Origin of the sequence: Aeromonas sp. 6P (assembly GCF_051919525.1) — a bacterium.
Taxonomy (GTDB): Bacteria; Pseudomonadota; Gammaproteobacteria; order Enterobacterales; family Aeromonadaceae; genus Aeromonas; species Aeromonas veronii.
Window position 1 is genome coordinate 1,894,358 of sequence record NZ_JBQBEO010000002.1, and the last position, 24,286, is coordinate 1,918,643.

23 protein-coding genes, 1 tRNA gene and 1 pseudogene are annotated in these 24,286 nt (G+C 52.7%); 8 read left to right on the forward strand and 17 right to left on the reverse strand.

The window, feature by feature from the left end:
• Nucleotides 1–389: 389 nt before the first annotated feature.
• Nucleotides 390–938, forward strand: a pseudogene (locus ACTG2J_RS08910) (IS5 family transposase); the annotation flags it as partial.
• A 140-nt stretch (nt 939–1,078) separates the two neighbouring features.
• Here the strand turns inward: ACTG2J_RS08910 and ACTG2J_RS08915 are convergent.
• The 6 genes from ACTG2J_RS08915 to ACTG2J_RS08940 form a co-directional block, all read right to left on the reverse strand.
• Entirely contained in the window at nt 1,079–1,717 is a 639-nt protein-coding gene (locus ACTG2J_RS08915; protein ID WP_042877935.1) for a hypothetical protein, read from the reverse strand.
• 176 nt (nt 1,718–1,893) lie between these two features.
• Nucleotides 1,894–2,316 carry a hypothetical protein gene (locus ACTG2J_RS08920; protein ID WP_139739411.1) on the reverse strand — a complete coding sequence of 141 codons (423 nt, stop codon included), beginning with the start codon at nt 2,314–2,316 and terminating at the stop codon, nt 1,894–1,896.
• A 202-nt stretch (nt 2,317–2,518) separates the two neighbouring features.
• Nucleotides 2,519–3,511, reverse strand: a complete 993-nt coding sequence (locus ACTG2J_RS08925) for an AAA family ATPase (RefSeq protein ID WP_042877937.1) — start codon at nt 3,509–3,511, stop codon at nt 2,519–2,521.
• 161 nt (nt 3,512–3,672) lie between these two features.
• Complete coding sequence (locus ACTG2J_RS08930) at nt 3,673–5,382, reverse strand: hypothetical protein (protein ID WP_439997406.1); 1,710 nt, start codon at nt 5,380–5,382, stop codon at nt 3,673–3,675.
• Complete coding sequence (locus ACTG2J_RS08935) at nt 5,373–6,071, reverse strand: plasmid mobilization protein (protein ID WP_231563061.1); 699 nt, start codon at nt 6,069–6,071, stop codon at nt 5,373–5,375. The genes ACTG2J_RS08930 and ACTG2J_RS08935 overlap by 10 nt, the downstream gene beginning before the upstream one ends.
• A 282-nt stretch (nt 6,072–6,353) precedes the next feature.
• The gene (locus ACTG2J_RS08940; RefSeq protein ID WP_042877944.1) at nt 6,354–7,490 is read right to left on the reverse strand and encodes a tyrosine-type recombinase/integrase; all 1,137 of its coding nucleotides are present in this window, start codon (nt 7,488–7,490) and stop codon (nt 6,354–6,356) included.
• A 573-nt stretch (nt 7,491–8,063) separates the two neighbouring features.
• Between ACTG2J_RS08940 and ACTG2J_RS08945 the strand changes: the two genes are divergently transcribed.
• Nucleotides 8,064–10,574: an McrB family protein gene (locus ACTG2J_RS08945; protein ID WP_042877945.1), complete on the forward strand. Its 2,511-nt coding sequence runs from the start codon at nt 8,064–8,066 to the stop codon at nt 10,572–10,574.
• Nucleotides 10,575–10,585: 11 nt separating this feature from the next.
• On the forward strand, nt 10,586–11,899 hold the full coding sequence (locus ACTG2J_RS08950; protein WP_081999275.1) for an McrC family protein: 1,314 nt from the start codon (nt 10,586–10,588) through the stop codon (nt 11,897–11,899).
• 116 nt (nt 11,900–12,015) lie between these two features.
• Here ACTG2J_RS08950 and ACTG2J_RS08955 read toward each other — a convergent pair whose 3' ends face one another.
• The 10 genes from ACTG2J_RS08955 to ACTG2J_RS09000 form a co-directional block, all read right to left on the reverse strand.
• Complete coding sequence (locus ACTG2J_RS08955) at nt 12,016–13,236, reverse strand: phage integrase SAM-like domain-containing protein (RefSeq protein WP_439997407.1); 1,221 nt, start codon at nt 13,234–13,236, stop codon at nt 12,016–12,018.
• An 83-nt stretch (nt 13,237–13,319) separates the two neighbouring features.
• Nucleotides 13,320–13,407 (reverse strand) — tRNA-Ser (locus ACTG2J_RS08960).
• 145 nt (nt 13,408–13,552) lie between these two features.
• Nucleotides 13,553–14,170, reverse strand: coding sequence for a TPM domain-containing protein (locus ACTG2J_RS08965; protein ID WP_005337196.1), 618 nt, complete (start codon nt 14,168–14,170; stop codon nt 13,553–13,555).
• A 20-nt stretch (nt 14,171–14,190) separates the two neighbouring features.
• On the reverse strand, nt 14,191–14,916 hold the full coding sequence (locus ACTG2J_RS08970) for a TPM domain-containing protein (protein ID WP_058058421.1): 726 nt from the start codon (nt 14,914–14,916) through the stop codon (nt 14,191–14,193).
• Nucleotides 14,913–15,503, reverse strand: a complete 591-nt coding sequence (locus ACTG2J_RS08975; RefSeq protein WP_113740678.1) for a LemA family protein — start codon at nt 15,501–15,503, stop codon at nt 14,913–14,915. The genes ACTG2J_RS08970 and ACTG2J_RS08975 overlap by 4 nt, the downstream gene beginning before the upstream one ends.
• An 85-nt stretch (nt 15,504–15,588) precedes the next feature.
• Nucleotides 15,589–16,326, reverse strand: coding sequence for a penicillin-insensitive murein endopeptidase (gene mepA / locus ACTG2J_RS08980; protein WP_005359850.1), 738 nt, complete (start codon nt 16,324–16,326; stop codon nt 15,589–15,591).
• Nucleotides 16,320–17,225 (reverse strand): amino acid ABC transporter permease, encoded by a 906-nt coding sequence (locus tag ACTG2J_RS08985; protein WP_107685015.1) that lies wholly within the window; start codon nt 17,223–17,225, stop codon nt 16,320–16,322. The genes mepA and ACTG2J_RS08985 overlap by 7 nt, the downstream gene beginning before the upstream one ends.
• The gene (locus ACTG2J_RS08990) at nt 17,225–18,046 is read right to left on the reverse strand and encodes a transporter substrate-binding domain-containing protein (protein ID WP_439988749.1); all 822 of its coding nucleotides are present in this window, start codon (nt 18,044–18,046) and stop codon (nt 17,225–17,227) included. Before ACTG2J_RS08990 ends, ACTG2J_RS08985 begins: the two co-directional genes overlap by 1 nt.
• A gap of 2 nt (nt 18,047–18,048) precedes the next feature.
• Nucleotides 18,049–18,846, reverse strand: coding sequence for an amino acid ABC transporter permease (locus ACTG2J_RS08995; protein WP_323929972.1), 798 nt, complete (start codon nt 18,844–18,846; stop codon nt 18,049–18,051).
• Nucleotides 18,839–19,609 carry an amino acid ABC transporter ATP-binding protein gene (locus tag ACTG2J_RS09000; RefSeq protein ID WP_421322759.1) on the reverse strand — a complete coding sequence of 257 codons (771 nt, stop codon included), beginning with the start codon at nt 19,607–19,609 and terminating at the stop codon, nt 18,839–18,841. The genes ACTG2J_RS08995 and ACTG2J_RS09000 overlap by 8 nt, the downstream gene beginning before the upstream one ends.
• 106 nt (nt 19,610–19,715) lie before the next feature.
• Between ACTG2J_RS09000 and ACTG2J_RS09005 the strand changes: the two genes are divergently transcribed.
• Nucleotides 19,716–20,258, forward strand: coding sequence for a hypothetical protein (locus tag ACTG2J_RS09005; RefSeq protein ID WP_064340009.1), 543 nt, complete (start codon nt 19,716–19,718; stop codon nt 20,256–20,258).
• 216 nt (nt 20,259–20,474) lie between these two features.
• Nucleotides 20,475–20,756, forward strand: a complete 282-nt coding sequence (locus tag ACTG2J_RS09010; protein ID WP_005337180.1) for an RNA recognition motif domain-containing protein — start codon at nt 20,475–20,477, stop codon at nt 20,754–20,756.
• A gap of 70 nt (nt 20,757–20,826) precedes the next feature.
• On the opposite strand, the gene ACTG2J_RS09015 is transcribed toward ACTG2J_RS09010, so the two are convergent.
• Nucleotides 20,827–21,726 (reverse strand): aldo/keto reductase, encoded by a 900-nt coding sequence (locus ACTG2J_RS09015; RefSeq protein ID WP_439997408.1) that lies wholly within the window; start codon nt 21,724–21,726, stop codon nt 20,827–20,829.
• 147 nt (nt 21,727–21,873) lie between these two features.
• Between ACTG2J_RS09015 and ACTG2J_RS09020 the strand changes: the two genes are divergently transcribed.
• The 3 genes from ACTG2J_RS09020 (at nt 21,874) to ltaE (ending at nt 24,202) form a co-directional block, all read left to right on the forward strand.
• On the forward strand, nt 21,874–22,281 hold the full coding sequence (locus tag ACTG2J_RS09020; RefSeq protein WP_005351138.1) for a helix-turn-helix domain-containing protein: 408 nt from the start codon (nt 21,874–21,876) through the stop codon (nt 22,279–22,281).
• A gap of 87 nt (nt 22,282–22,368) precedes the next feature.
• Nucleotides 22,369–23,070: a short-chain dehydrogenase gene (locus tag ACTG2J_RS09025; protein ID WP_439997409.1), complete on the forward strand. Its 702-nt coding sequence runs from the start codon at nt 22,369–22,371 to the stop codon at nt 23,068–23,070.
• A 112-nt stretch (nt 23,071–23,182) separates the two neighbouring features.
• Nucleotides 23,183–24,202, forward strand: coding sequence for a low-specificity L-threonine aldolase (gene ltaE / locus ACTG2J_RS09030; RefSeq protein WP_439997410.1), 1,020 nt, complete (start codon nt 23,183–23,185; stop codon nt 24,200–24,202).
• Nucleotides 24,203–24,286 lie beyond the last annotated feature (84 nt).

Consider the following 24,286-nt stretch of genomic DNA (forward strand, 5'->3'; position numbering starts at 1 on the left):
AAATGTATAGCGCGCGCCTAGTTGCAGTTAATTTAGGTTGATTTCATGCAAATGGCAATAGCAATTATCAAAAATATCTAAAATATTTTTCCCATTAAATTTCAACTGATTTTTCGCTCTCTTTTCACTGTCTATAGTGAGAAGTTTAAAACAATGAAAATCAAAAAAAACCACACGGAGAAAAGTCTTTTTCGTGGAAAAAATAATGGGGTTTCACATAATTATTTCCAACATAAAAAGTAAAAAAACAGTATAAAAATCTCGCCAAAAAATCATGAGTTCATGAAAAAAAAGCTTAGATGTTCTGGAAAAAAACCGTGGCTTTTTTACGTGTGTAAACTGAGATTTCTATGAACCTACATGAGCAAAAAATCGATTACTAACAGACTGCCCCTTGCTCGACCAAGAACAAGTGTGGCGAGCGTGACGGTGAGATGCACCAGACCAAGAAAGGCAATCAATGGTACTTCGGCATGAAGGCTCATATCGGTGTCGATGCCAAGAGTGGCCTGACGCACAGTCTGGAGACCACGGCAGCCAATGAGCATGACCTCAATCAAGTGGGAAATCTGCTCCATGGCGAGGAGGCATTTGTGTTCTCTGACGCAGGATATCAGGGTGCGGAAAATCGTGAAGAGCTGGCGGATGTAAAGGCACAATGGGCGATTGCGATGCGACCTGGCAGGCTCAAGGAGCTCAACAAGCATCCGCGAAAAAACAAGGCTCTGATTGCCTTTGAGAGGCTCAAATCCAGCATCCACGCCAAAGTGGAGCACCCGTTTCGGATCATCAAACGTCAGTTTGGCTTTGTGAAGGCGCGGTTCAAGGGGCTGCGCAAGAACGACAACCAACTGGCGATGTTGTTTACGCTGGCGAGTCTGTTTCGCGTGGACCAGATGATACGGGCATGGGATAGCTGTGCCCAAAAATCGAGATAAGCCTCGAAAATAAGGCTAAATGGCGCTTAATAGCCGAAAACTTGCTGCAAAAAGTCAGGTTTTTGGAGTGATGGGCATTTCAAATGCGGACAAAGAGTTCGTGGTGAAGGTGCGATCCACTTGTTCGCACCTTCCCTAGACTAACTGCTCGCGACACACATCCCGTTATCTCGCAACATTCCATCCGAACACCGCGCGACAGTGGAGAGAAACATATCGTGGAGGTCGTAAATCGGATCGTGGAGCAAATTTAATTCAGTCACCAGTAGATGGTGTGGGATTGCACCCAGCAGGTGGTTACGCAGATACTGGGTCATCTGGAAAAAATCAGTGCCCGATAACAGGGGTGTGTCCAATCGAATCAGCTCCATAAACGATTGTGGATGGCTAGACGGGTCGATGATATAGCCGCTGACCTGATAGGTGTAGGTACGAGCCCGTAGTAGTCTGTTTTCCAGGTATCTATGGCCATCCTCCGGCTGCTTATAGCACTGCTCCCTGGGTGGCTGCGGGATGAACTCGAAATTCGGCAGATCGGGATGACCCAATAGGATCAGTTGGGTGATCAGGCAGTGTCGAACGTCTGCACTGCCACTGCCAGCATTAAAACCAGCCTCGACGCTGTCACGTCGCAGTTGGTTGAAATGTTTAGCCAGCATAATGGGTTGGTTATAGGATTTTTTGTCGGAAAATGGAATTTCATATCCGGGCTTGGTGACATAGCCGTTTAGGTGGTAGATGAATGGGCCGATGAAAGGCTTTTTAGTTAAAATTATCATGATTAGTCCAGTGGGGGCAATCGGCAATCGGCAATCGGCAAACGGTTGCTGTGGTGATGATATAACAATCATCCTATTTGAATACTCTTGGAGCAGAACCCGATCACCAGCCCCACGAAAAATTAGTATAAATAGAGATATTGAAATTTTTAAATTTCTCCCTCCTTTTCAAACTCCTATCGCATAGTTGATCCATCATGAGTCGCCATTGAGTTTCTAAGAGTAACGCCACGGTAAACCGAGAGATTGCCATCTGTCAAGCGAGATAAATGGATCATACCATTGATTTTTAAGGGGTTTTTTATTGAAAAAATAATTGTACAAATTTTGCTCTTGGTTATTTTTTGCTCTTTTTGAGTATTGGCTGCACTATATTTGACATATAACATGTCCATAAACAGAATGGACGTGGTTGGGATGGTAAATATCGCTAATGCAGTAGTCATTACATGTGGATAATATGCTCGCAGAGCAATATAAATAAAAACATTCTTGCCACTCGATTTAAAGGACATGAGGCTTATATAGAGCATAAACAGACGAATTCCTGCATAAAGCAGGACATCAATGCTTGAATGAAATGTTCTAGTTGTTTTCAATGTGATTCATATTTTATTTTGAAAACAAAGGCTCAATTGTTTATTTCAGAATCATAATGCATTTAAAATGCAATGTCTAAAATAAGCACTAGGCGCTCTTGTGCATGAAAGGGGGGATATGTAAGGGGGTAATTCTGGATGCAATCTATTTATAGATAGAGGTTCATTGCACCCTTGCATCCAGGTGGTAAATATTGTGTGTTTAGGCTGACACATCAGTGAGTAAATCTGTTGCGATATACTCATACGTTTTATCCGGCCTCCTCTCCCGCCGAACCCAAGCATTTGCGACGCATTTTCTGATATAGTTTTTTGCCTGCCGTTCCTGTATGGAAAATTCCGCACAAAAGGAGTTCACTAACTCGGCTGCTGATACTGAGGTATGCCCACTCAGAGCTTTTTTCAGGGAAGTTAATAATGTGTTTTTATCACTATCATTCGCGCTGACGAATATCAGATGTTCTGTTCTGTTTAATAAAATTTCATCAGGAGTTTCAACCGCTCTCGAACTAAATCTGAGACTGAATCTAGCCCCCTGCCCATCCCGCAATGCTAGTGACATAACCCCATCAGCCTCACCATGAATGGATGATGCCCCCCTGATACCAGCAGCGCCAGCATTATAGTTCTCAGCTCCTGGTGAAGATTTTCTGGCATGATGCACAACGATGTGTGCGGCGGATCCACTAACCTTTCTTATGGACCGCATTACCTGCCCCATCAAACCGTTATCATTTTCCGCCGTTGTATGCATCCTAGCTAATACATCCCAAATAATCAGGTCAGGCTGGATCTCATTCACGATGGAGATCATTTTTTTCGCCTCTACAGGATCCAATACATCCGTTGTCTGGAAATCACCACACCGGAAAAAGTTCCGCTCAATTGTTTGGTCAGTCACATTATTATGTGTTGTCATGGTTAAAAAGCGTTTCCAGAACAACCGGTCTTTTAGCTCAAAATCCATATACAACACTCGTGCTGGAGCTTGATTCTTCCAGTTGAGGAACTGTCCTCCACTGGCGATGGCCAATGCGAGTTGCGTTGCGAGCAGCGATTTACCAGATTTTGGGGCGCCATTGATGATCCACTGATCACCCTGCTCAATAAGTTCGTCCAACAACCAAATCGGTTTTTGCTCACTGGCAATCCGCCCCTTACTAACCCCCCAAGCTAACATTTTATTCTGGAGCATACATACTCCCCCCCCCCCAAAAAAAAAGGTTATTATTATTTTTTGTTTTTATATATCAATGGTAGATATTCATTATTGCTATTTATAAAAATAAACATTGCAAATAATCTATTGTTGATGATGTTCAGGAAATATAAAAAACAAACGCCATTCAGAATATTTTACAAAGAAAGATCTGAATCCATTTCATGACGTGCAGTCCTCTGACCAGAGTGCTCGTGCTGATATGTTAATGCATACGCTCCAGGCCTCATCCTGAAACGTGCAATTCTTTTGGCTGCTAATATAGGGTTATCCATTATGATTCTAAGACCTCGAGTAGCAATCTCACCGACCTCTGCGTACTCTCTACGGAGCCGCTCAAGGTCTGAACCTGCTCCTGCAACAGTTCGAGCGAAACGCTCATCTGATGAATGGAGTTCTCGGCAGAGACGTTGCTGTCGCTGGTATGCGTGTTCAAATGCTGCAACATGGTCAGCAAGACCTGATGGTCGTTCATTATCTGCTGCTGTGTGACATGCTGCGATTGAACCTGCTCCCTGAGTGTTGCTATCGAGCTGATCTGCTCGGTGTTGATAAAACTGAGCAACTCTAATAATTGTTTCTCTAAATTCATGATTAACTCCTAGTAATGCTAAAATAGCGCTCAAAATTTTCATCAGCAGTTGAATTAATGCCTTTTCGGTGTCTACTGTTAGGGTTCCCTCAGGGTTAATTGGGGTCAGTGTGTAACCTGCATATAGCTGCATCTGCTGTTGCCAAAAAAGCGCATTTGTTGGCTGTTTGCGATGTCTCTGGGTTATCACTGCGGCCATACCTGTCGGTCGTCTCACAGGCCTCGGAGAGGGCATTGGGTGCAGCGTCTCAGTGACGTTATAGCGGCTCTGATTGAAGGCCCGGCGTTTGGCTATCCGCTCCTCAATCTGCTGCCAGAGTGCATCCAACGACGGTTGTGGAGGCGTTGTTATCGTCAACGTCGGTCTCACCGCATCAATACTGGTAAACGAACGGCTAAATAAAGCTCCTTTCAGCCGAAAAGCCTTGATCTTTCCCTCTGGCACAATCCGGATGTAACCCTTTTTAGCCTCGACTTCGCTAATACCATACATTTGTCGAGTCTGAGGTTGCTCCAGCCAATCAATCACAGCTTGTCGGTTACATAACTGACCCTGAGTTACCCGTAACTGCACCGCATCAGATAACGCTGCAATTAAGTCCGCATTTTTACTGTACCGTGGTATTGTTCCTGTCAGCCTCTGGCGTTGCGGATCATCTGGACGTGCAAGGTTATGTTTCAGGTTGAGGTAATCACGGATCGCATTAAAATCTCCTTCCGCACCTGGTGGGTGAGGGTTGAAATATTTTCCAGTGCGAAGATTAATCCGTGGGATTAAGAAATGATTCTCCAGATTTTGTTCATGCGTATGTTGTACCCACAAGATCATCCTGTCCTCTATGGGTAATCCCGCAAAAACCAGCTCCTCCATCAATGCACGAAATTCTTGAGCAATATCTGGATTGGAGCTCAGCGTCTGGTTGTCCTCAATTGCATGTGCAATGACACCGCTGGTGTATTTATATTTATGTGGCGATATCTCGATTGCATAAGCGATGTCTCGTGGATTTCCAGCCAACAGCTCAGGTGGTGGAGTCCGTTGTACACCATGGATCAGTCTCAGTTGTTGGTTCAACCGATGAACCAATGGAGCGTCATTTTTATCACGAGCAACCCTAATCGCATCAGCGATTGTACTACGCTCATTTTTTTGTTGCGGCGTCAGAGCGCTGTAGATACCCAGTAGGTAATCTATTGGGGCGCTGGATTTAGTTTGGCGATGCCCATTGGTTGCAAAAAATCTAATCACCGCCATAGCTCATGCTCCTCATACTCACTCTCGATTAATGCTGGATTTACCTCCACTGCATCCTCGTCATCCTCACCTGAGTGTGACCATGTAGTGTCTGGGGTCGCAGTATCGCGTTTGCCATAGCGTATAACCCGAGATGGCTGTGTTAATTGTGGTGATAACATCTCGTTAACTTTATCAACCTGCTCTCTATGTTGTTTTTCTAGTTCCCTGAGTTCGCATAAAATAAAAAGTAGATTTACATCGCCCTTATGGGAGTTACACCATTTTACCAGCTGATTGAAATTGTTATAAAACCCGGTCTGTTGCGCAATAAGATTATTTATTGTGTCGCGTAATGTTTCTGCTGGAGAAATGACGATTTTCAATTTTGAGAGAGATTGAGATGCTAACCTCGATACAGTGACTTTTGCATTTTTAGCCTTTTTCTCCCAACGACGTTTTTCCTCATATGTGCAGCGTAGCTCGATTCGATGATCCCGGATCTCTGTAAAACTCGGCAACATTTGTCGAACGATGTCTGTATCCATATTTACATCTCTAGCTATACCGTTAATAGTGACAGCGACATCGTCATTGATGCACCTGATAACGGCCCTTTCAATGAGCAGCATGAGATCAGGATCTCTTATCAGCTCCTCACGTAAAGTGTTATTTTTGCTATTCCTTAATTTTTTATTTTCTTTTCCCACGTATTGTCTCCTGGCTGCTGAACAGCTCTAATTTATATATTTATTTAGCGGGTCTGGGCGGCAGCACAGGTAGGTCCAGGGCGACAGCCATGGCAAGGCTCCGTACACCGTACATTGCGGAACGCAATTTGTACGGTGTAGGAGTGACCTTGCTCTTTTTATTAAAAGCAATAAACTGCCTGATTAGATAGTAGCGTCAACGATAGTTTTTAGCTGCAACGATACCGTACACTCTTAGATCATATTAACCCGATAACTCTCTTTAATTTATGCTATCGTAATTCACTTCTTTTTAAGGAGCATTTCGATTAATGGTATTATCGATTGCATCTCTGGCATGGTCATCAACTCATTCCAATTTCTGTACAATGTGGCAGATGGCGCAGCAGACTGCTCTACCGTATCTACAGCATTCGAATGTAAGCACCGTTGCAAAACCGCTCCTGCCTGGGCTCCAAAATCGACTGCATCCTCGACTAACCATTGGCCATAACAGCGCTGAATCATTTCAGTACCAGCATGCCCCATCTGCCGTGCAATCCATGGTACATTTATTCCGGCAGACAATAGTTGACTGGCAAATGTATGACGGAATTGCGATGGCCCGCGATAATCAACGCCAAGAGAGATACAGTACGGTTTAAAGAATTTTTCTCTGTATTCATCAACTGAGGCGTAAGGGCGCCGCTTTGCACAAAAATAGGCTAACAATGTCCGAGATTCGATTAATTTAGTTCGATTATCATTCTGCGTGACTTTTATATTTTTTGCCTTTCTATTCTTGGCTTGTTCTAGCAGTAGAGTTAGCGGTTCTATTGCCTGCGCTGTCAATTCTATTGTTCGTCTAGACCCCTCATTTTTAGGGGTTTTATACACACCATTTACCAAAGCCAGATCTATGGTTAGCATCTTTTTTTCGAGATCAACAACTTCAGCACTTAAGGCGAGCAGTTCACTAATTCGTAAACCAGTTGCTATCCCTACCTGTATCAATGCAGTTTCAATTTGATAGTTTTCCTGCTTATTCTGTTGTAGCAAAAGTGCAATCTCAGACTGCAAGAATGGTTTCGGCTTCTTTCTGGTAAATTTACATTTCTTTATGTTTTCCATCGGATTAGATGGAATTAAACCGTCGAGTTTCGCCCTAACAAATACACTGCGCAGAATTTCCAGGTAGTGATTAACTGTACAGCCATTATATTTCTTCAAAAGTTTTACGACCATCATCTCTATGTCTGTAGAGCTAAAGTCGATCAACTTTTTCTTACCGAACCAAGTTACAAGCTGCTTGCTCTTGCGGCGATATGGTCCAATGGTTGATTCAGCATAGCGGGCTTCTTTAAATTTCAGATTTTCATTTATTGCCAGTCCAAGAGTCTTATTTAAATCTTTGGCCTGTGAGTTTTTATCATTGTTCATCGGCTCTAATCCAGTTGATTTGCGCATAGGTTATGAGCATTAAAAAAATAAGTCAACAGATTTTTGATGCACAAACGAAATTGCAAGTCAAGAAAATTATTTGGCTTTTTAAATAATATCGTTCCACCACAACATCTGAGCCACAGAGGGCACGATTTCTGGTTGATATTTCCCTTTTACCGGTCATGTGATGAAATTGTTAAAATCCGTCAGTGGTGAGCAATTTCAACCCTTTATACCAGCTCCGTTCAGGTAATATTGGAATCGATAAATGCAATTCCTGCAAGCCACAAGGCTTTTTATACAACCCGCACTCTTTCTTTTTCTTACTCATAGAGACATTCGTAAATCCATGTAAGCAACATCGGCGGACAAAAAAGCATCGAAATGAGCAAGCCAGTGGGATAAACATCTGAAAATCACACCTCTTATATTGCGGTGAAGCGCTGTCAAAGGTAGAAGATGCTTTCAATCTCAGCTCACTCATCCAATTAAGAGCTAACAGCGGCAGTAGGCGATGCAATCGCCGCATTCTATGGTCTGCACCGAGCTCCTCAACTAAGGAATGACTACATGAATGATTTCCAGCAACAGTACGCACGTTGGGATGAATTTTTGAAAGTTTGGCCTGCTTCGAGGCTGGCCACGATGACATTAGATGAATACAGCAAAGCAGGTTCCAAGCAGACCCTCACCTACTGGCTCGAATCAGGTCTAGATGAACTTGGTAGCATTTGGGGAGGGTCTGCCTTCAAGTTTGGCGTATTTTCGCGAAAAAGTACTGAGGATAAAGATTCGGATACAAAACTGAGCTACTCAGATACACATGGTTGGTATTCCTCGTTAGGTTCAACTGCCGGGGAAGCTTTCGAAAAAATCCGTCACTTCGTCGTGCAAGTTGCACATTTTGCTGCCAAAGGAGATCTAGAAGCCATAGATGCCTTTGACCAACTAGGAGAGGCCTTCAAGTGGAAGATCGCTTTTCACTACCAAAATCGACAAGACCCTGTAATTGTCCCAATTTTCAAGCCTGTGTGTCTTGCCTCTTACCTAGGCAGTTCTGCTAATCAAGGAATGGCCGCGTTACAGCGGGAGGTATCAGCCAAGCGACCGAATGACATTGGTATCTTAGAGTTTGGGCACCATGTATGGGATGCATGGAGCCAGAAAAATCTTGCGATCTGGAAGCTATCGCACGGTACAGAGGACTTTTCTACAGATGAATGGCAACAATACCTAGACGCTGAACTGGCAGTGATGCACGGTGCAACTGCAAAGGGCCAGGGAAAAGAGTTTTTGGAAGTTCCTCTCGGTACACTTTTTTATCTCTGCCATGGCAACGAAAGCCTGTCACTTGTTGGTCAGTTTATCTCTGCACCAGAACCATGTTCTGCGGGGGATGGTTGGATGCAACGTCGTTACCGAGTATTGAAGCAGGGAATAAAGCAGGGGGGGTATCAAGGTAGCAAGAAAGGCTGGACTCCGAACTACAATTCCACTTTCAAGCGTGTGCCAGCTGCTGACTTACCAGAGTTTGAAGCAACGTTGCTCAAGCCATTTTTTGGTACTGGCTTGGCCGAATTAGCTGCACTCGCAAACGAGTCAGTTGATGACGTCAATGCAACTAATGTCAAGATGCCCGAGTCAGTGGCCACTGAAATCCCTGTAACCAAACAGCCTGTAGCCAACTGTTTGAACCGTATTTATTACGGCCCGCCTGGAACTGGAAAAACCTACACTCTGATGCAACTGCTGAAACGTGATTACGAGACACAGGTTACATCAATGTCGCAGCAAGAATGGCGTCGCCAGTTTATCACCGACAAGATTGCAGGACTAACATGGTGGGAGGGGCTCGCAGCAGCCTTATATGAGCTGGGTGGCAAAGGCAGTCTACAGGCATTGTATGAACATCCTTTTATTGAGGCGATCCACACATTCAAGTCCGGGATACATAAAACCGCCAGAGTCAGATCCACCCTGCAAAGGCACACTGTCGAAGAATCAACAACTGTAAAGCAAAAGGCAATGCAAAGCCCATTCATCTTCGATAAAGACAAGAATTCTGCATGGGAATTGTCGGGAGAGTGGCAAGAGTCCTGCGAGGACTTGGTTGCTCTGGTCGAGCAATTCAAACGGGGACCAGAGAAAACCAGCACCATTCAACGTTACAGCTTTGTCACTTTCCATCAGTCCTACGGCTACGAAGAGTTTGTTGAGGGCCTGCGTCCCATACTGAATAGTGAGGATGGTGAAGTTAGCGAAGTCGGGTACAAGATCCACTCTGGTGCCTTCAAACAACTCTGCCGTAAAGCACGTCAGTTCCCCGACCAACGCTTTGCAATGGTGATCGACGAAATTAACCGGGGCAATATCAGTAAAATTTTCGGTGAGTTGATCACTCTGATCGAAGCAGACAAGCGCGATCCCCTTAATGGTAATCCCCCACCTTTAGAGCTGACGTTAGCCTATTCGGGTGAAGCGTTTTCGGTGCCCGTAAACGTGGACATTATTGGCACAATGAACACGGCAGACCGTTCGCTCGCGCTGCTCGATACCGCATTGCGTCGCCGTTTCGATTTCGTACCACTAATGCCCGACACCCGAGCAGCAAAATCTGTGGATGACCCACACAGCGCCCCACTGGCGGGCTTGCTAGTGACGACAGCGCGGGGGGAAATTGATGTTCGTCTAATGCTGGAACGCATCAACGAGCGCATTGAGGCACTGTACGACCGGGATCACTGCATTGGCCATGCTTATTTCACCTCAATTCGTGAAGTGGTAGATGGTCCCATGCGTTTTGATAAGTTGGTCGACGTTTTTCGCAAACGCCTCATCCCGTTGCTAGAGGAGTATTTTTTCGAGGACTGGCACAAAATCCGACTTGTGCTGGGTGACAACCAAAAACCGCTGAGGGCCCAATTTATCACCGAGAGTGACGCCCATGAGCAAGATTTGAATGACTTGTTCGGCAGCGATCACGGCCTTGACAGTTATTCAACCAAACGCCGCTACCAAGTGCAGCAACCAGTTCTCGTTGAACCTGATGCCTATATCGGCATTTATCAGGCCTTGGTTTGACGGGATCCAATATGACAGGAATCACAATCTTTGAGTTCGACACTCTGGCAGCTTTACCGGTTGATGGACATCGTTTACTCGATAAAGTGGGTTTACATGAGGTACCTACCCCTATTTTTTCTTGGCTGGAGAGCCGTGCTTTGCGTGCCGCTGATGCTGGTGAAGCGGCTTGGCTGCGGCTGACCCAGCGGTGTGGACGTAAAGTCGTGCAGGTGACGAGCTTTGTCGGAGTAATCCGCTGTCCAGATGGCTATCAGATCGAAGTGCTACCCAAACTCGGCAAAGCCAGCGGCAAGGCTGACGCTCGGCGGCTATTGATCGAAATGCTGTGCTGTTTGGGAGGATTTCGCCACATTCAGACCGATAGCGCCCAATTGCAGGCTAGGCGCATACCCCTGTTGGAGGTATTTATCGGTGAGTTCCTACGAGCGGTAGAGCACGTTGTCAAGCGAGGCCTTCGAAGTGACTATCATAGCCAGAAAGACAACCTCTTTGCCCTACGCGGTAAGCTGCAAATAGCTGGGCATTTGCGCCACAACTTGTGTCGGCGTGATCGCTTTTTTGCTGAGTTTGATGAGTATTCACCTAATCGGCCAGAGAACCGCCTTTTACATGCTGCGTTACGATGTGCTCTTGCGTGGACATCCTCACAGGTACACCAGCAATTGGCTCGAGAACTGTGTTTTGTATTCGGCGATATTCCTGCATCCGCCCAACATGACGCGGATTTTGCCCGGATTCGCCTGGATCGTGGGATGGCGCATTATGACGGGGCACTAGCTTGGGCCCGTTTGATTCTGCAAGGTGAATCGCCCCTCACCGGCAGTGGTGCTCATCATGCCCCATCCTTACTATTTCCAATGGAGGCGATTTTTGAGTCTTTCGTCGCCAAACATCTAGCTCGACAACTCAACAATGGCTACTCCTTACGAACACAAACCAGCAGTTTTTCGCTGGTCACACACAACAAACAGAGCTGGTTTCGCCTCAAACCCGACCTGCTGGTACAAGAAGCTAAAGTCAGACGACTAGTGCTGGACACAAAATGGAAGTTGCTTGATGGTAAAAAAGCCAACGGCAGCGAAAAGTACGGGCTGGATCAGCATGATTTCTATCAGTTACATGCTTACGGCCAGTCCTATCTCGATGGCAAAGGCGATGTGGTACTGATTTACCCGAAAACTGGAAGTTTCGAAAAACCCCTACCGGTTTTCACATTTCCTAATGGTTTGCGACTATGGGTATTACCATTTTGCCTGCAAGATCGTCGCCTGCTGCTACCACCATGTGGTGCTCTTCAAGCATTTTTTACCAACTCATGTTAATTGCTAAATGGGTTGGTAGCTACGACTGACCCTGTATAGGTCTATTGGTTCTAGTTCTCACTTGTCGACTAAGTCGCTGGGGATCAACTCAATCTTTTCTTTCAAAAGGGAAACACTTACCCGTTTTCCATAGCGGCCAAAAGTGATCCCTGTTTTACTATGTCCCGCCAACTCAGCCACAATATGCTCAGCAACGTCCGCCTGTTGCAGCTCATCGATAAACGTGTGTCTATCCCGTAAATGGTGGGGCGGCCCTGACCTACGATGCCAGCATCATTGAGGTGGCGTTGGAAGCGACAGGTGATGTTATGCGCCCAGTCGTCGTCTTTGCCTGATGGTTGGTCATCGAACAAAAATACCTTCCCTTGACTGCGACGACTCTCCACATAGTCCAGGAATTGATGTCCGATCAACGCACTGTGCAGTGGCACGGTACGGTACGCATTGGCAGTTTTGAGCTGTTGATCCGCCTCTCCCGCATCGACCATCAAACACCAAATCCCCTCAACCTGTTTGATGTTCTGAGTTTTGAGCTGGCAGGCCTCGGAAGGCCGCAACCCTGCGTACAGGCACAGCAGGGGCACCCACCAGTCCTGAATTTTCAATTTTTTACCTTTCTGGGATTGTTTGCTGCGCAGGCTGGCAAACAGCTGAGCCAGTTGAGGGCGATACCAACGCACTCGCTCCTCATCCGCCCGTTTGTTCGGTTTTTTACCTGCCGTCAGCCCATCGAATGGGTTACGACTGCAATAGTCCAGTGCCACGCACCAACGAAAGAACTGTTTCAGAGCAGCCAGATAATCGGTCTTAGTTTTGAAACTGATGTCGCTCTTGCGCAGCAAGATGTTGCGATACTCCTGTGCCAGCGCGGGCGTCACCTCATCGACTTTAACCCCTTTGGCCCAGGTGACGAAGGCGTTGATCCGAAGTTGGAGCTGGCCCATCGTCTTGTGCTGGATCCCCTCACTGGCTTTAGTCTCGATGAATCTCGCCAGTGCATGGCTGAGCGTGATCCCACTGCTAGGGCAAGCTGAGGCATTAACAGAAGGTTCACGAGGTGTGGAAGGTGTTTGAGGAGGGATGAACCCCGCAGCTTTGAACGCGTCTAGATCGGCGCGGATCCAGCGATAGAAACTGCGAGGGGAAGTATCAGCAGGGGTAGCCGCGATAAGTGCGCGAGTACGAGCTGCCACAGCCAGGTTTCGGTCTACTGCGAGCTGACGATCTTTGGTACACAGGGAGGTGCGAATGGCAAATGGAAGGCCTCTGTCACGCAAAACCTTGGGGAGTGGGAGGCGGGTGTAGTAGGTGCCGGAGGCATTTTTACTCAGATACATGATTGTTCCACCTAGTTGATCCAGGAAAAAAATCACGTAAGTCTAGAAATGAAAAAACCCGTTGAAATTCAACGGGTTATATTTGGCGGTGAGGGAGGGATTCGAACCCTCGATACGTTGCCGTATACACACTTTCCAGGCGTGCTCCTTCAGCCACTCGGACACCTCACCAAATTTTCGTTCGCTGCGCTGTTGCGCTGGAACGGGGCGTAATTTAGGGGAAAGGGCTGTGTGGGTCAACCTCTTTTCCCCTTATTTTTCATAATCTTTTCCGAATGCTTAACCCTTGTGCAGAATGCCGGTTTTTTAAACCGGATCAGGGCTTGTCGAGGATGATCAGACTGTCCGGCAACTCGTTTTGATCCCGGGTGGCCGGGAAGGCGTCGGTCAGAATGGCGCTAACGCGCTCTACGCACTCCAGAAAACCCTGTTCGATCTCCTTGTTGCGCACTCGCGCCACGAAGTCGTCGATGATCTCCTGCCACTGGCCATTGTCGATATGCTGGGCGATGCCGTCATCCACCAGTATTTCTACATAGTGCTCGGCGGCCGAGACGAAGATCAGCACCCCGAGCCGGTCGCGGGTGCGGTGCAGCCCCTGCTCGACAAATTGCAGGCGAGCCATCAGCGCAGCCCGGTGCTGGCGAACCTTTTTCGGGATGAGCCGCATCTTGATGGGGGTCCAGTGGAACAGCAGGCTCAGAAGCAGCCAGACCGACCACTGCACCAGCAGGATTTCGTACCAGCCTAGCCAGAAGCCGAGCTGGAACACCAGCAGCGGGGTGAGCATCGCCAGCAGCGCCGCCCAGAGGGTGGGAATGTAGCGATAGCCATCGCTGGCCGGGGCCAGCACGGTGACCAGTTCAGCATCAGTCTCTAGCTCCGCTTCGCGCACCTTGGCCTGAAGCGTGTGGAAGAACTGTTTAGAAATCATGATTTGTCTCTTTACTCCTGTTACCAGCCACCGGAGGCTCCGCCGCCGCCAAAACTGCCGCCGCCACCGCTGAATCCGCCGCCGGAGCGACCACCAAAGGAGCCGGCACCCAATCCACCAGCCATGTAGGTCGACCGACGTCGTCCTCCCGGCCCACCGCCACCACCCCCGCGCAGGTTGTGGAGCACGATCATTGCAATCACCACCAGAATAAACAGCCAGGGGCCGCCACCGTTGTCACTCTTTGGCTGCTCGACCGGCTGATATTCCCCGGCGAGTGCCTTCATGATGCTCTGGCTGCCCGCCATGATCCCGGCCACCATATCGCCGCGCTTGAAGGCGGGCAGGATGCGGCCATGGATGATGTTGGCGGCGATGGCGTCGGGCAGGGCACCTTCCAGCCCATATCCCACCTCTATCCGCACCTTGCGCTCATCCTGGGCGATCAGCAACAACACGCCATTGTTTTTGCCTTTCTGGCCGATCCCCCAGTGGCGACCGAGCTGGTAGCCGTACTCCTCGATAGTCTCCCCATCGAGGCTATCGACAGAGACCACCACCAGCTGGATACCACTGCGCTTTTCAAAAGCGGCCAGCTGTTGGGTCAGTTGATGGGCCTGTTTGCGGGACATCAGACTGGCTTCATCCACTACCCGTCCGCTCAGCGTCGGGAAGTCCGGTGCCGCTTGCAGGGCAGTGGCCCAGAGCAGCAGACAGGGAAGAAACCAGCGCAGCATCATCTTCATTGGAAGCTGACCTTGGGCGCCTCATCGGCACCGGGTTTGGCACTAAAACTGGGTTTGGCCTCCAGATCCGAGTAGAGCAGCTTGGCCCAGATGATGCCGGGGAAAGTGCGGATCTCGGTATTGAACTGGCGTACCGCCTCGATATAGTCGCGACGAGCCACCGAGATGCGGTTCTCGGTTCCTTCCAGCTGTGCCTGCAGGGCAAGGAACTGCTGATCCGCTTTCAGCTCGGGGTAGCGTTCTACCACCACCATCAGGCGGGAGAGGGCGCTTGAGAGCTGGTTCTGCGCCGCTTCAAACTCCTTGAGCTGGGCAGGATCGCTCACCTGTACGCTGCCGACCCGGGCACGGGCATCGGTGACCGCCTTTAGGGTCTCCTGCTCATGGCTGGCGTAGCCCTTGACGGTTGCCACCAGATTGGGAATGAGATCGGCACGGCGCTGATACTGGTTCTCCACCTGCCCCCAGCTCGCCTTGACCTGCTCATCCAGGGTCGGAATGTTGTTCATGCCGCAGCCGGTCAGGCCGAGCAGCAGTGTCAGGGTCAACAGGCTCTGCGTGGTTCTGCGCCAGAGTGATGTGGCCATCTTGTTGTTCTCCTTTGGTATTTCGAGTCGATAGTGCGCCATGGATGGTGTACGACCAAGAGTGCATCACCATACCAGCTTGGGGTCAGTTGCCACAACGCGCAGGTAGCTCAGGTCGCTTGTTGATGCCGGATACCTTGGGCAGCTGGGGCTTGTCTTTGAGCCAGGAGGCCAGCTCTTCCCCGCAGCCATTGCCGGGCGGAATGGGAGCCTGTGGTTCGCAATCGGGGCTGCCCACCGGGCAGCGCAGCCGCACGTGGAAGTGACTGAAGTGGCCCACCCAGGGGCGCAGCTTGGCGACCCAGGGTTCGTTGCCTGCCTGTTGGCAGACCGCGGATTTGATCACCGGATTGACGAAGATGCGGGCCACCTCGGGTTTGCTGGCCGCCAGCCGCAGCAGGGTTAGCTGCTGGGGGCCAAAGCGACCCGGTAACATCTTGTAGCTGGGTTCGTCGATCAGTGCCCACTCCTTGGGGGCATCCTGCTCCCATTTGCTGATGGGGCGGTTGGCCATGCGAAACCAGATATCGGCATCAAGGCCAGTCTGGTGGCTGCGATGGCCGGAGGTAAAGGGGCCGCCACGGGCCATCGCCAGATCGGCGATATAGAGATCCGGCAGCCCGGCCATGCGGGTCTGGTTGGCCAGCGCTTGCAGGTAGTGGATAAGGTCGGGGTGGCCGTAGTAGCGCAGCCGTTTGGTGCGGATCACCTGATAACCCGGCCCTTCGAGGGGCAGGGATACGCCGTTTTTCAGGCAACCGGCGGCATAACCACCGATGGCTTCCGCTTGCAATACAGTCGCCAGCAACAGGGACGTCAGCATGTGCGTGCTCCTTGTCTTGCTTCGAGTCGGCTCAGCAATACGAACAGACTCAAACATATAAATAAATAGGCCGCGGCTACCAGCAGCCAGATCTCGTAGACCAGTCCGCTGGAGTTGGCCATCTCGGTACCGACGAAGGTGAGCTCCTGCACCGAGATAAGGGAAACAATGGCGGTATCCTTCACCAGCGCGATGAGCTGACCGGTGAGGGGGGGCAACATCAGCAGCATGGCCTGCGGCAGGATCACATGGCGCAGCCGCACCCTGGGGGAGAGTCCGAGGCTCTGCGCCGCCTCCCACTGGCCACGGGGGATGGCGGCAAGCCCGGCACGGACGATCTCGGCGACGAAGGCTGCGCTGATCATGCCAACGCAGAGGGTGCCTGAGATGAGGTTTTCCCAGCGGGCAGGTGGGCCAAACAGCGCCTCTTGCCACGGGGAGAGTGATACGGTGCCGAGCCAGCGGGAGAGGCCGCTCGCAGGCAGCAGCTGGTTGGCGATAAAGAAGTAGAAGATGAAGATAAAGACCAGCGGCGGCAGATTGCGGATCAGCTGGATAAACAGGGTCGCGGGCATCACCAGCCAGGGGCGGCGGCTGAAGGCGGCTACCCCCAGCGCAGTGCCGAGCAGCAGCGCCAGCACCATGCCGAGCAGGGCGATGCGCAAGGTGGTGAGCAGACCGCTGAAAAAGTAGGGCAACTCGCCGTGAGGGCCAGGGGTGAACAGCAGATCGAAGGCCTCATGCCAGCGCCACTGATAGGCCACCCCGATGTGCAAGCGGCTGGCCAGCCAGAGGCCAGCCAGCAGCAGGATCAGGGCGATCGCCCCATCCAGCCAGTTGATGTTCCGACATGCCCCACGGACGATGCGCCGGATGGTCTCTTTTAGAGCAATCAGCATCAGGGGTTGGCGACCTGCGCTTCCCAGGCCAGCGACTTGAACCAGTAGTCATGGCGCGCCTTGAGCCAGCCATCGGCCTGACGGGCGGCGATCCACTCGTTGAACTGTTCAGCCAGGGCATCATCCCCCTTGCGCAGGGCAAAGCCTTCATCGCCTTGTGCCAACGGCTCGGCAAACGGCATAAAGAGGGCATCCGGGTGGCGCAGCGCCTCTTGCTCGGGTTTCGGGGAAGAGGAGAGGGCGCCGTGGGCGCGGCCGTTCAGCACCTCCTGAAATACCTGTGACTCGTCATCAAACTGGCGCAGGGTGGCCTTGGGGAAGTGTTCTTTTGCCACCTGTACCGGTGAGGCGCCACGACGTACCGCCAGGATCACCCCGCGCTGGTTGAAGTCCGCCACGGTTTTCTTCTCTTTGGCCATGGTGCTGGAGGCGGCCAGCTGCACCCCCGAATGGGAGTAGGCCTGGGTGAAGCGCACGCTCTTCCCCCGCTCGGGGGTGATGGTGAGGCCGCCGATGATGACGTCATATTTTTTCGCCAACAGGGAGGGGATGATGCCATCCCAGGCGGTAGGCACGAACTCTACCTGCCAGCCGTTATCTGTGGCGAGGCGACGGGCCACGTCAATCTCGAAACCGATCAGGGCCCCCTGCTTGTCGCGCATCGCCCAGGGGGCGAAGGTGGACATGCCGACCCGCAGGGTACCGCTCTGCTCGATCTGTGCCTGGGTGTCGGAGGGGGCAGTTTGTGCCAGTGCCGGAGTGAGCAGGCTTGTCAGTAGCAGGGCAGCGCCCGACAGGGTGGTCTTGAATGACAGATTCATGGTTAGCGTCCTTGTTGATCCGGATTCAGGTGACGGGCCAGCGCCCGCGAACAGGCTGACAGCGTCAGGGTTAACAGCAAATAGAGGGCAGCTACGGTAAACCACACCTCAAAGGTCAGAAACGTATCGGCAACCAGAGTACGCCCTTCGTTGGTCAGATCGAAGATGGCGATCACACTCACCAGCGCCGAATGTTTGATAAGGGAGACCAGCTCGTTGGTGAGCGGCGGCAAGGTGATGCGCACCAGCTGGGGCAGGATCACGGTGCGCAGGGTGATGGTTCGCGACAAGCCAAGGGAGTGGGCTGCTTCCCACTGTCCTTTGGGAATGGCCTGTACGCCTGCACGCAACACCTCGGCGGTGAAGGCCCCCTGATAGAGGGAGAGGCTCAACACGGCGCAGGCAAGGGGGGCCAATCCCAGCATGGGGCCCAGCAAGAAATAGAGAATATAGAGCTGCACCAACTGGGGCGTGGTGCGCACCAGCGCCAGATAGGCGATGGCGAGCCAGGGGCCGAGCCGGGAGGGGAGCAGCCGCAGGCTGACCACGCACACCCCGACCGCCAGAGTGCCCAACAGGCTGAGCAGCGCCACCTGCAAAGTGACCAGCAGGCCGTTTAGCAAGGGGCCGGCATAAAAGGTTCCCTCATCCCATTCGCCGAGAAAGGGCAACACCCGCGGCCACTGCCACTCATAGCCCATCTGGCGAGCGCCGCTATAGAGCGCCCAGCCCAGTAGCGCAGAGAGCATCACAATGCCTGACAGCCAGCCAAGCAGACGGGAACGATTGAGCCTAGCCATGATAGCTGAGCACCTGTTCGAGAAAGGCCCGGGTGCGCGGGTGACGAGGGGCGTTGAACAGCTGGGCGGGCGGGGCCGACTCGATGATCTTCCCCTCGTCCATAAAGATCACCCGATCCGCCACTTGACGGGCAAAGCCCATCTCGTGGGTAACGCAGATCAGGGTCATCCCCTCGTCAGCCAGCTCGCGGATCACATCGAGCACTTCGCGGATCATCTCGGGGTCGAGGGCGGAGGTGGGCTCGTCAAACAGCATCAGCTCGGGTTGCATGCAGAGGGAGCGGGCGATGGCGACCCGCTGCTGCTGGCCGCCGGAGAGCTGGTGGGGGTACTTGTCGGCCTGTGCCTGAATGCGCACCCGCTCGAGCAGCCCGAGCGCCCGGGCTTTGGCCTCCTCAGGGCGCAACCCCAGGGTATGCACCGGCGCCACCATCAGGTTTTCCAGCACCGTCATATGGGGGAAGAGGTTGAACTGCTGAAACACCATGCCAACCCGACCTTGCAGGCGGCGCAGGTAGGAAGGGGTCACCGGCTCGCCAAACAGGAACAGCTGGCCGCCGTCGATCCCCTCCAGCCCGTTGATGGTGCGGATCAGGGTCGATTTTCCCGAGCCTGACGGGCCACAGATAACCCACTTCTCTCCCCGTTCAATGGTGAGATCGATGTGATGAAGAGCCTGAAAATCGCCATAGAATTTGTCGACGCCACAAAAGCGCACACAGGGTTGCGAGCTGGTCAAGAAGCGGGTTCCACTGAGAATCATTTACGCCATGGTATTGATTTTATAGGGGGATGACAAAGAAAACCCCCTTGTCAGCATCCTGATGGCTATTCACAATGGCGCCATTTCGTGATGACAGGAGCTTTTCATGCGTATTACATCCTTGCTTGCCGGTTCGCAGGTGCAGCTGTTGATGCCGCCAGCGGTTCGCTATCGCTGCGTCATTTTTCTGCTGTTGCTGGTGAGTTGGGGCGTGGTGGCGGCCTCCTTGTGGGATGGCTGGGGCGCCATGGCGCTGCTCAACTGGGTGGGCGTGGTCTTTGGTGGCATCACCGGGATCATGGTGTCGCTGCCCCGCAGCTGGCAGCCCTGGCGCCTGGCGGAGCTGGGGTGGGATGAACAGCATATCTATTTGCTCAATGGCAACAAGGATGAGGCGCTGGCACTGCCCCGCAGTCAGTTGGTGGCGCTCGAACGAGAGAGGCGAGTGGGTCACGATGGCCAGTGGCTCGACTTCAGCCTCGATCTGCAACTGAGTGAAGAGGAGCTGGCGGCGGCCATGGCCTTGCTGGATCTCAAGGCGGGGGAGCTGCATCTGGTGAGCCCGTCTGTCTATCGCTTCGGCTTTAAACGTGCCTGGCACGGTCGCCGGATGCTGGCGCAACGGTTGTCAGATCTGCAATCGGCCTGAGTCGACTATTTTCTCGACAATTCCCGGCAAAGCTCAGATACTGCCAGTGACTCGAATTGATCTTGTCTGCACTGTTAACCCAAGAGATCAATCACTTGACGACAGTGTGGAGAAGGCCACGGCATGAAGCCATGGCAGGTCCGGCATAGGGGTTGTGCCCTTACCGTTATGCTGGGAATTGCATAGAGAAGGCACCTTGAATCGAGAGTGGATGGCATGAAGATTTACGTAGGAAATCTGTCGTACCGGATGACGGCCGACGAACTGAAAACCCTGTTCAGCCAGTTTGGACAGGTCGACAAGGTTGATATCATCATCGACCGCGATACCGGCCAGTCAAAGGGGTTTGGTTTTATTGAAATGCCGGTCAATGGTGATGCCGAAAAGGCCATCGCTGGTCTGCATGGCACTGAAGTCGGTGGCCGTACCATCACCGTCAACCAGGCCAAACCGAAGACAGATGCTCCCCGTGGTCGCCCGCAACAGCGCCACCGCTAAGGTGCCTCGGCAATGAAAAACGGCATGGGTTTCCCCCATGCCGTTTTTGTTTCTGAATGTTTTGCTGTGATCAGGGGACGTCGTAACCGAGCGCCGCCTTGCGGATGCGAAACCACTGCTGGCGGTTAAGCTCGACAGATTCGGCGGCCACGGCGGCAGCAATCCGCTCCCGCTTGCCGGAGCCAATCAATGGCAGCGGCTGGCTTGGCAGCATCATTACCCAGGCGTAGACCACCTGCTCGATAGTCTGGGCGCCCACTTCCTGACGGATCTGCTCCAGTTCGGCACGCAGCGGGGCATAGGCGTCATCGCTGAACAGTCGGCCGCCGCCGAGACATGACCAGGCCATCGGCTTGATGCCAAGCTGCTGGCACTGATCCAGGGTACCATCGAGGGTCCCTTCCTGATGAAGCGGCGAGATCTCCAGCTGGTTGGTGACCAGCGGGAAGGGGAGGCGCGATTGCAGTAGCTCGAACTGACGGGCGGTGAAGTTGGATACCCCGGCGTGCTTGATCTTGCCCGCCTGTTTCAGGGTGATAAAGGCGTCGGCCACTTCATCGGCGTTCATCAGGGGATCCGGGCGGTGGATCAGCAGCAGGTCCAGATGGTCGGTGCCGAGCTTGCGCAGCGAGGCCTCGGCGCTGGCGATGATATGGTCCTTGCCGGTGTTGTAGTGGTTGAGAGCATGCTCCGGCTTGGCGGTGAGGGCGATACCGCACTTGGTGACGATCTCCATCCGGCTGCGCAGGGAAGGCTCGAGGCGTAGGGCGTGACCAAAGGCCTCTTCGCACTGGTAGCCACCATAGATATCGGCGTGATCGATGGTGGTGATCCCCAGATCCAGATGATATTTCATCAGATCGAGCAGAGCGGCCGGAGAGAGCTGCCACTCCATCAGGCGCCAGTAACCCATGATGAGGCGAGAGAAGGTGGGGCCTTGCGGATGCAGGGCGACACGGGATACAGACATGGTTGACTCCTTGAAAAACATGATGCGAAAACGATGTGCAACATAGATGACTGCGGGCATCTTGGCCTCATGTGGCTGGCAAAGCAATAATGGGCAGTGGTATGATTCGAACTTTGGTTCTGATCGCAGAGTAGGAGAGAGAGTTGAATGGAAGGATTTGCCGAGCGCTTGCAGAGCCTGATCGGGGAGATGAGCGTGAGCGCGTTTGCCCGCAAGGTGGGGCTCAGTGAAGCGCTGATCCGCAAATATTTGAAGGGAGCCGAGCCTGGCCTGGCGCGGGCCAACCAGATCGCCATGGGGGCCAACTGCTCGCTGGAGTGGCTGGCAACCGGCTGCGGTTATCTCTACCGTCAGGCGGAAGTGGTAGACAGGGAGGCGCTGGCAGCGGCGCAGCTACTGCTGGGCGAGCAGCAACCCGGGGTGGGGCTGCCCGATGAGGAGGCACTGGTCACCCTGCTCGCCTATTACCAGTTTTTGCGCACCCACAAGAAAGCGGACGGTTTTCTCGACTTGGCGCTGGCGCGGGAGTTTGGTCGCCATCTGGGGGAAGCGTGATGAGAGGCATATTACCCTTTGGTCGTGTCACGGCCGGTTGATTATTCTGATACGCTCTAAGCAAGATAACTCTCCATGGAATGGGCGATGAGCTACTTGATCCTCGGAAGCGGTGCGCTGGGCTCGGCGCTGGCAAGAGAGCTGATGGCAAGGGGGGAGTCCTTCCTTCTTGCCGGGCGCACCTATCCAAAAGGGATCGAGATGGGGGCTTTCTTCCCGCTGCAAGAGGTGGACGCCATCTCGTTCGACGCCTTGTTTACCCTCTACGACACCGATCCGCTTCCCACTGTGGTAATCAACACCATCGGCCTGTTGCACGATGTCAGCTTTATGCCGGAGCGGCGGGTCGAAGAGGTGCACCCCAAGTGGCTGTGCGACAGCCTGCTGGCCAATGCCTGGCCAACACTGGCGCTGGCTGCCCGTTTCAGTCGGTTGATGGGCAATGACCATCCGCTGTGGTTGTGTGCCATCTCTGATCTGGCGGGCTCCATCACCTCCAATCTGGAGGGGGGGCGTTACAGCTACCGGATGAGCAAGGCGGCCCTCGACATGGGGGTGAAAACTCTGGCCCTCGAGTGGGCGCAACGTTTCCCGCAAGCAGGGGTGGTGGCGGTGGCGCCCGGCTTGATGGACTCCCCGATGAACACCCCCTTTCTGAGCGAGTTGCCTGTGGAGCAATTGCAGGAGCCTGCCGAGGTGGCGGTGAAACTGCTCAATCTCATCAAGGGGTTATCGTTGACCCAATCGGGTCAGCTACTGGATCTCAACGGTCAGCCGCTGCCTTGGTAAATCCCGCCTGCGGGTTCTATGGACGTCTATTTGCTTCACATTCTGCTCATGCGCCCCTTGCCAAGCGAGGGGCGCATGGCTAACGTCACTCTCCTGTTTCAGGAGGGATCTCATGCGCTATATCGATTTACGAAGTGACACCGTCACCCAGCCTACTGACGCCATGCGTCAAGCCATGCTCCACGCCGAAGTCGGTGACGATGTCTATGGTGAAGATCCGGGCGTCAACGCGCTGGAGGCCTTTGGGGCCAGATTGCTGGGCAAACAGGCGGCGCTGTTTGTGCCGTCCGGCACCATGTCCAATCTGTTGGCGGTGATGAGCCACTGTCAGCGCGGTGAGGGGGCCATCCTCGGCAACGCCGCTCACATCTATCGCTATGAAGCGCAGGGGAGTGCCGTGCTGGGCTCCGTAGCCCTGCAACCCTTGCCGATGCAGCGCGATGGCACGCTGGCATTCGATGATATCAAGGCTGCGCTGGCCCCTGATGATGCCCACTTCGTCCAGACTCGCCTGATCTGCCTTGAGAACACCCACAACGGCAAGGTGCTGCCGCTCTCCTATCTGCAGGAGATGGGGGCATTCGTTGCCGAGCGCGGCTTGAAGCTCCATCTCGATGGCGCCCGGCTCTTTAACGCCGCCGTGGCCAGCGAGACCCCGGTCGAGGTGATCGCCGCTCCATTTGATAGCATCTCGATTTGTCTCTCCAAGGGGTTGGGCGCACCGGTGGGCTCGCTGCTGGTGGGCAGCCACGATTTCATCGCCCGTGCGCGCCGCCTACGCAAGATGCTGGGAGGTGGCATGCGTCAGGCGGGGATTCTGGCGCAAGCCGGTCTGTTTGCCCTCGAGCAGCATGTGACCCGCCTGGCCGATGATCACCGCCGTGCCAAACGGCTGGCCGAAGGGTTGGCTGCACTGCCTGGCATCGAGCTCGACCTCTCGCTGGTGCAGAGCAATATGGTGTTCCTGCGGCTGCGTGAGGGGGAATCGGCCCCTCTGCTCGCTTTTATGAAGGAGCGGGGGATCCTCTTCTCCGGTTACGGCGAGCTGCGGCTGGTGACTCATCTGCAGATCAACGATGACGATATTGAAGAGGTGATCGACGCCTTCACCGAGTATCTCGGAGTGCGTTGAGACGGCTGGTCAGGTAGAGGTTATACCAAGACCTGTTCATACCGAAATAACAGAGGGCGCCGCGGCGCCCTCTGTTATTTGCTG

Coding starts and splice junctions, on each gene's coding strand:
- ACTG2J_RS08915 (WP_042877935.1), bottom strand. CDS start 1,717: ATGATAATTTTAACTAAAAAGCCTTTCATCGGCCCATTCATCTACCAC.
- ACTG2J_RS08925 (WP_042877937.1), bottom strand. CDS start 3,511: ATGCTCCAGAATAAAATGTTAGCTTGGGGGGTTAGTAAGGGGCGGATT.
- ACTG2J_RS08930 (WP_439997406.1), bottom strand. CDS start 5,382: ATGGCGGTGATTAGATTTTTTGCAACCAATGGGCATCGCCAAACTAAA.
- ACTG2J_RS08940 (WP_042877944.1), bottom strand. CDS start 7,490: ATGAACAATGATAAAAACTCACAGGCCAAAGATTTAAATAAGACTCTT.
- ACTG2J_RS08945 (WP_042877945.1), top strand. CDS start 8,064: ATGAATGATTTCCAGCAACAGTACGCACGTTGGGATGAATTTTTGAAA.
- ACTG2J_RS08950 (WP_081999275.1), top strand. CDS start 10,586: ATGACAGGAATCACAATCTTTGAGTTCGACACTCTGGCAGCTTTACCG.
- ACTG2J_RS08955 (WP_439997407.1), bottom strand. CDS start 13,236: ATGTATCTGAGTAAAAATGCCTCCGGCACCTACTACACCCGCCTCCCA.
- ACTG2J_RS08965 (WP_005337196.1), bottom strand. CDS start 14,170: ATGATTTCTAAACAGTTCTTCCACACGCTTCAGGCCAAGGTGCGCGAA.
- ACTG2J_RS08970 (WP_058058421.1), bottom strand. CDS start 14,916: ATGAAGATGATGCTGCGCTGGTTTCTTCCCTGTCTGCTGCTCTGGGCC.
- ACTG2J_RS08975 (WP_113740678.1), bottom strand. CDS start 15,503: ATGGCCACATCACTCTGGCGCAGAACCACGCAGAGCCTGTTGACCCTG.
- mepA (WP_005359850.1), bottom strand. CDS start 16,326: ATGCTGACGTCCCTGTTGCTGGCGACTGTATTGCAAGCGGAAGCCATC.
- ACTG2J_RS08985 (WP_107685015.1), bottom strand. CDS start 17,225: ATGCTGATTGCTCTAAAAGAGACCATCCGGCGCATCGTCCGTGGGGCA.
- ACTG2J_RS08990 (WP_439988749.1), bottom strand. CDS start 18,046: ATGAATCTGTCATTCAAGACCACCCTGTCGGGCGCTGCCCTGCTACTG.
- ACTG2J_RS08995 (WP_323929972.1), bottom strand. CDS start 18,846: ATGGCTAGGCTCAATCGTTCCCGTCTGCTTGGCTGGCTGTCAGGCATT.
- ACTG2J_RS09000 (WP_421322759.1), bottom strand. CDS start 19,609: ATGATTCTCAGTGGAACCCGCTTCTTGACCAGCTCGCAACCCTGTGTG.
- ACTG2J_RS09005 (WP_064340009.1), top strand. CDS start 19,716: ATGCGTATTACATCCTTGCTTGCCGGTTCGCAGGTGCAGCTGTTGATG.
- ACTG2J_RS09010 (WP_005337180.1), top strand. CDS start 20,475: ATGAAGATTTACGTAGGAAATCTGTCGTACCGGATGACGGCCGACGAA.
- ACTG2J_RS09015 (WP_439997408.1), bottom strand. CDS start 21,726: ATGTCTGTATCCCGTGTCGCCCTGCATCCGCAAGGCCCCACCTTCTCT.
- ACTG2J_RS09020 (WP_005351138.1), top strand. CDS start 21,874: ATGGAAGGATTTGCCGAGCGCTTGCAGAGCCTGATCGGGGAGATGAGC.
- ACTG2J_RS09025 (WP_439997409.1), top strand. CDS start 22,369: ATGAGCTACTTGATCCTCGGAAGCGGTGCGCTGGGCTCGGCGCTGGCA.
- ltaE (WP_439997410.1), top strand. CDS start 23,183: ATGCGCTATATCGATTTACGAAGTGACACCGTCACCCAGCCTACTGAC.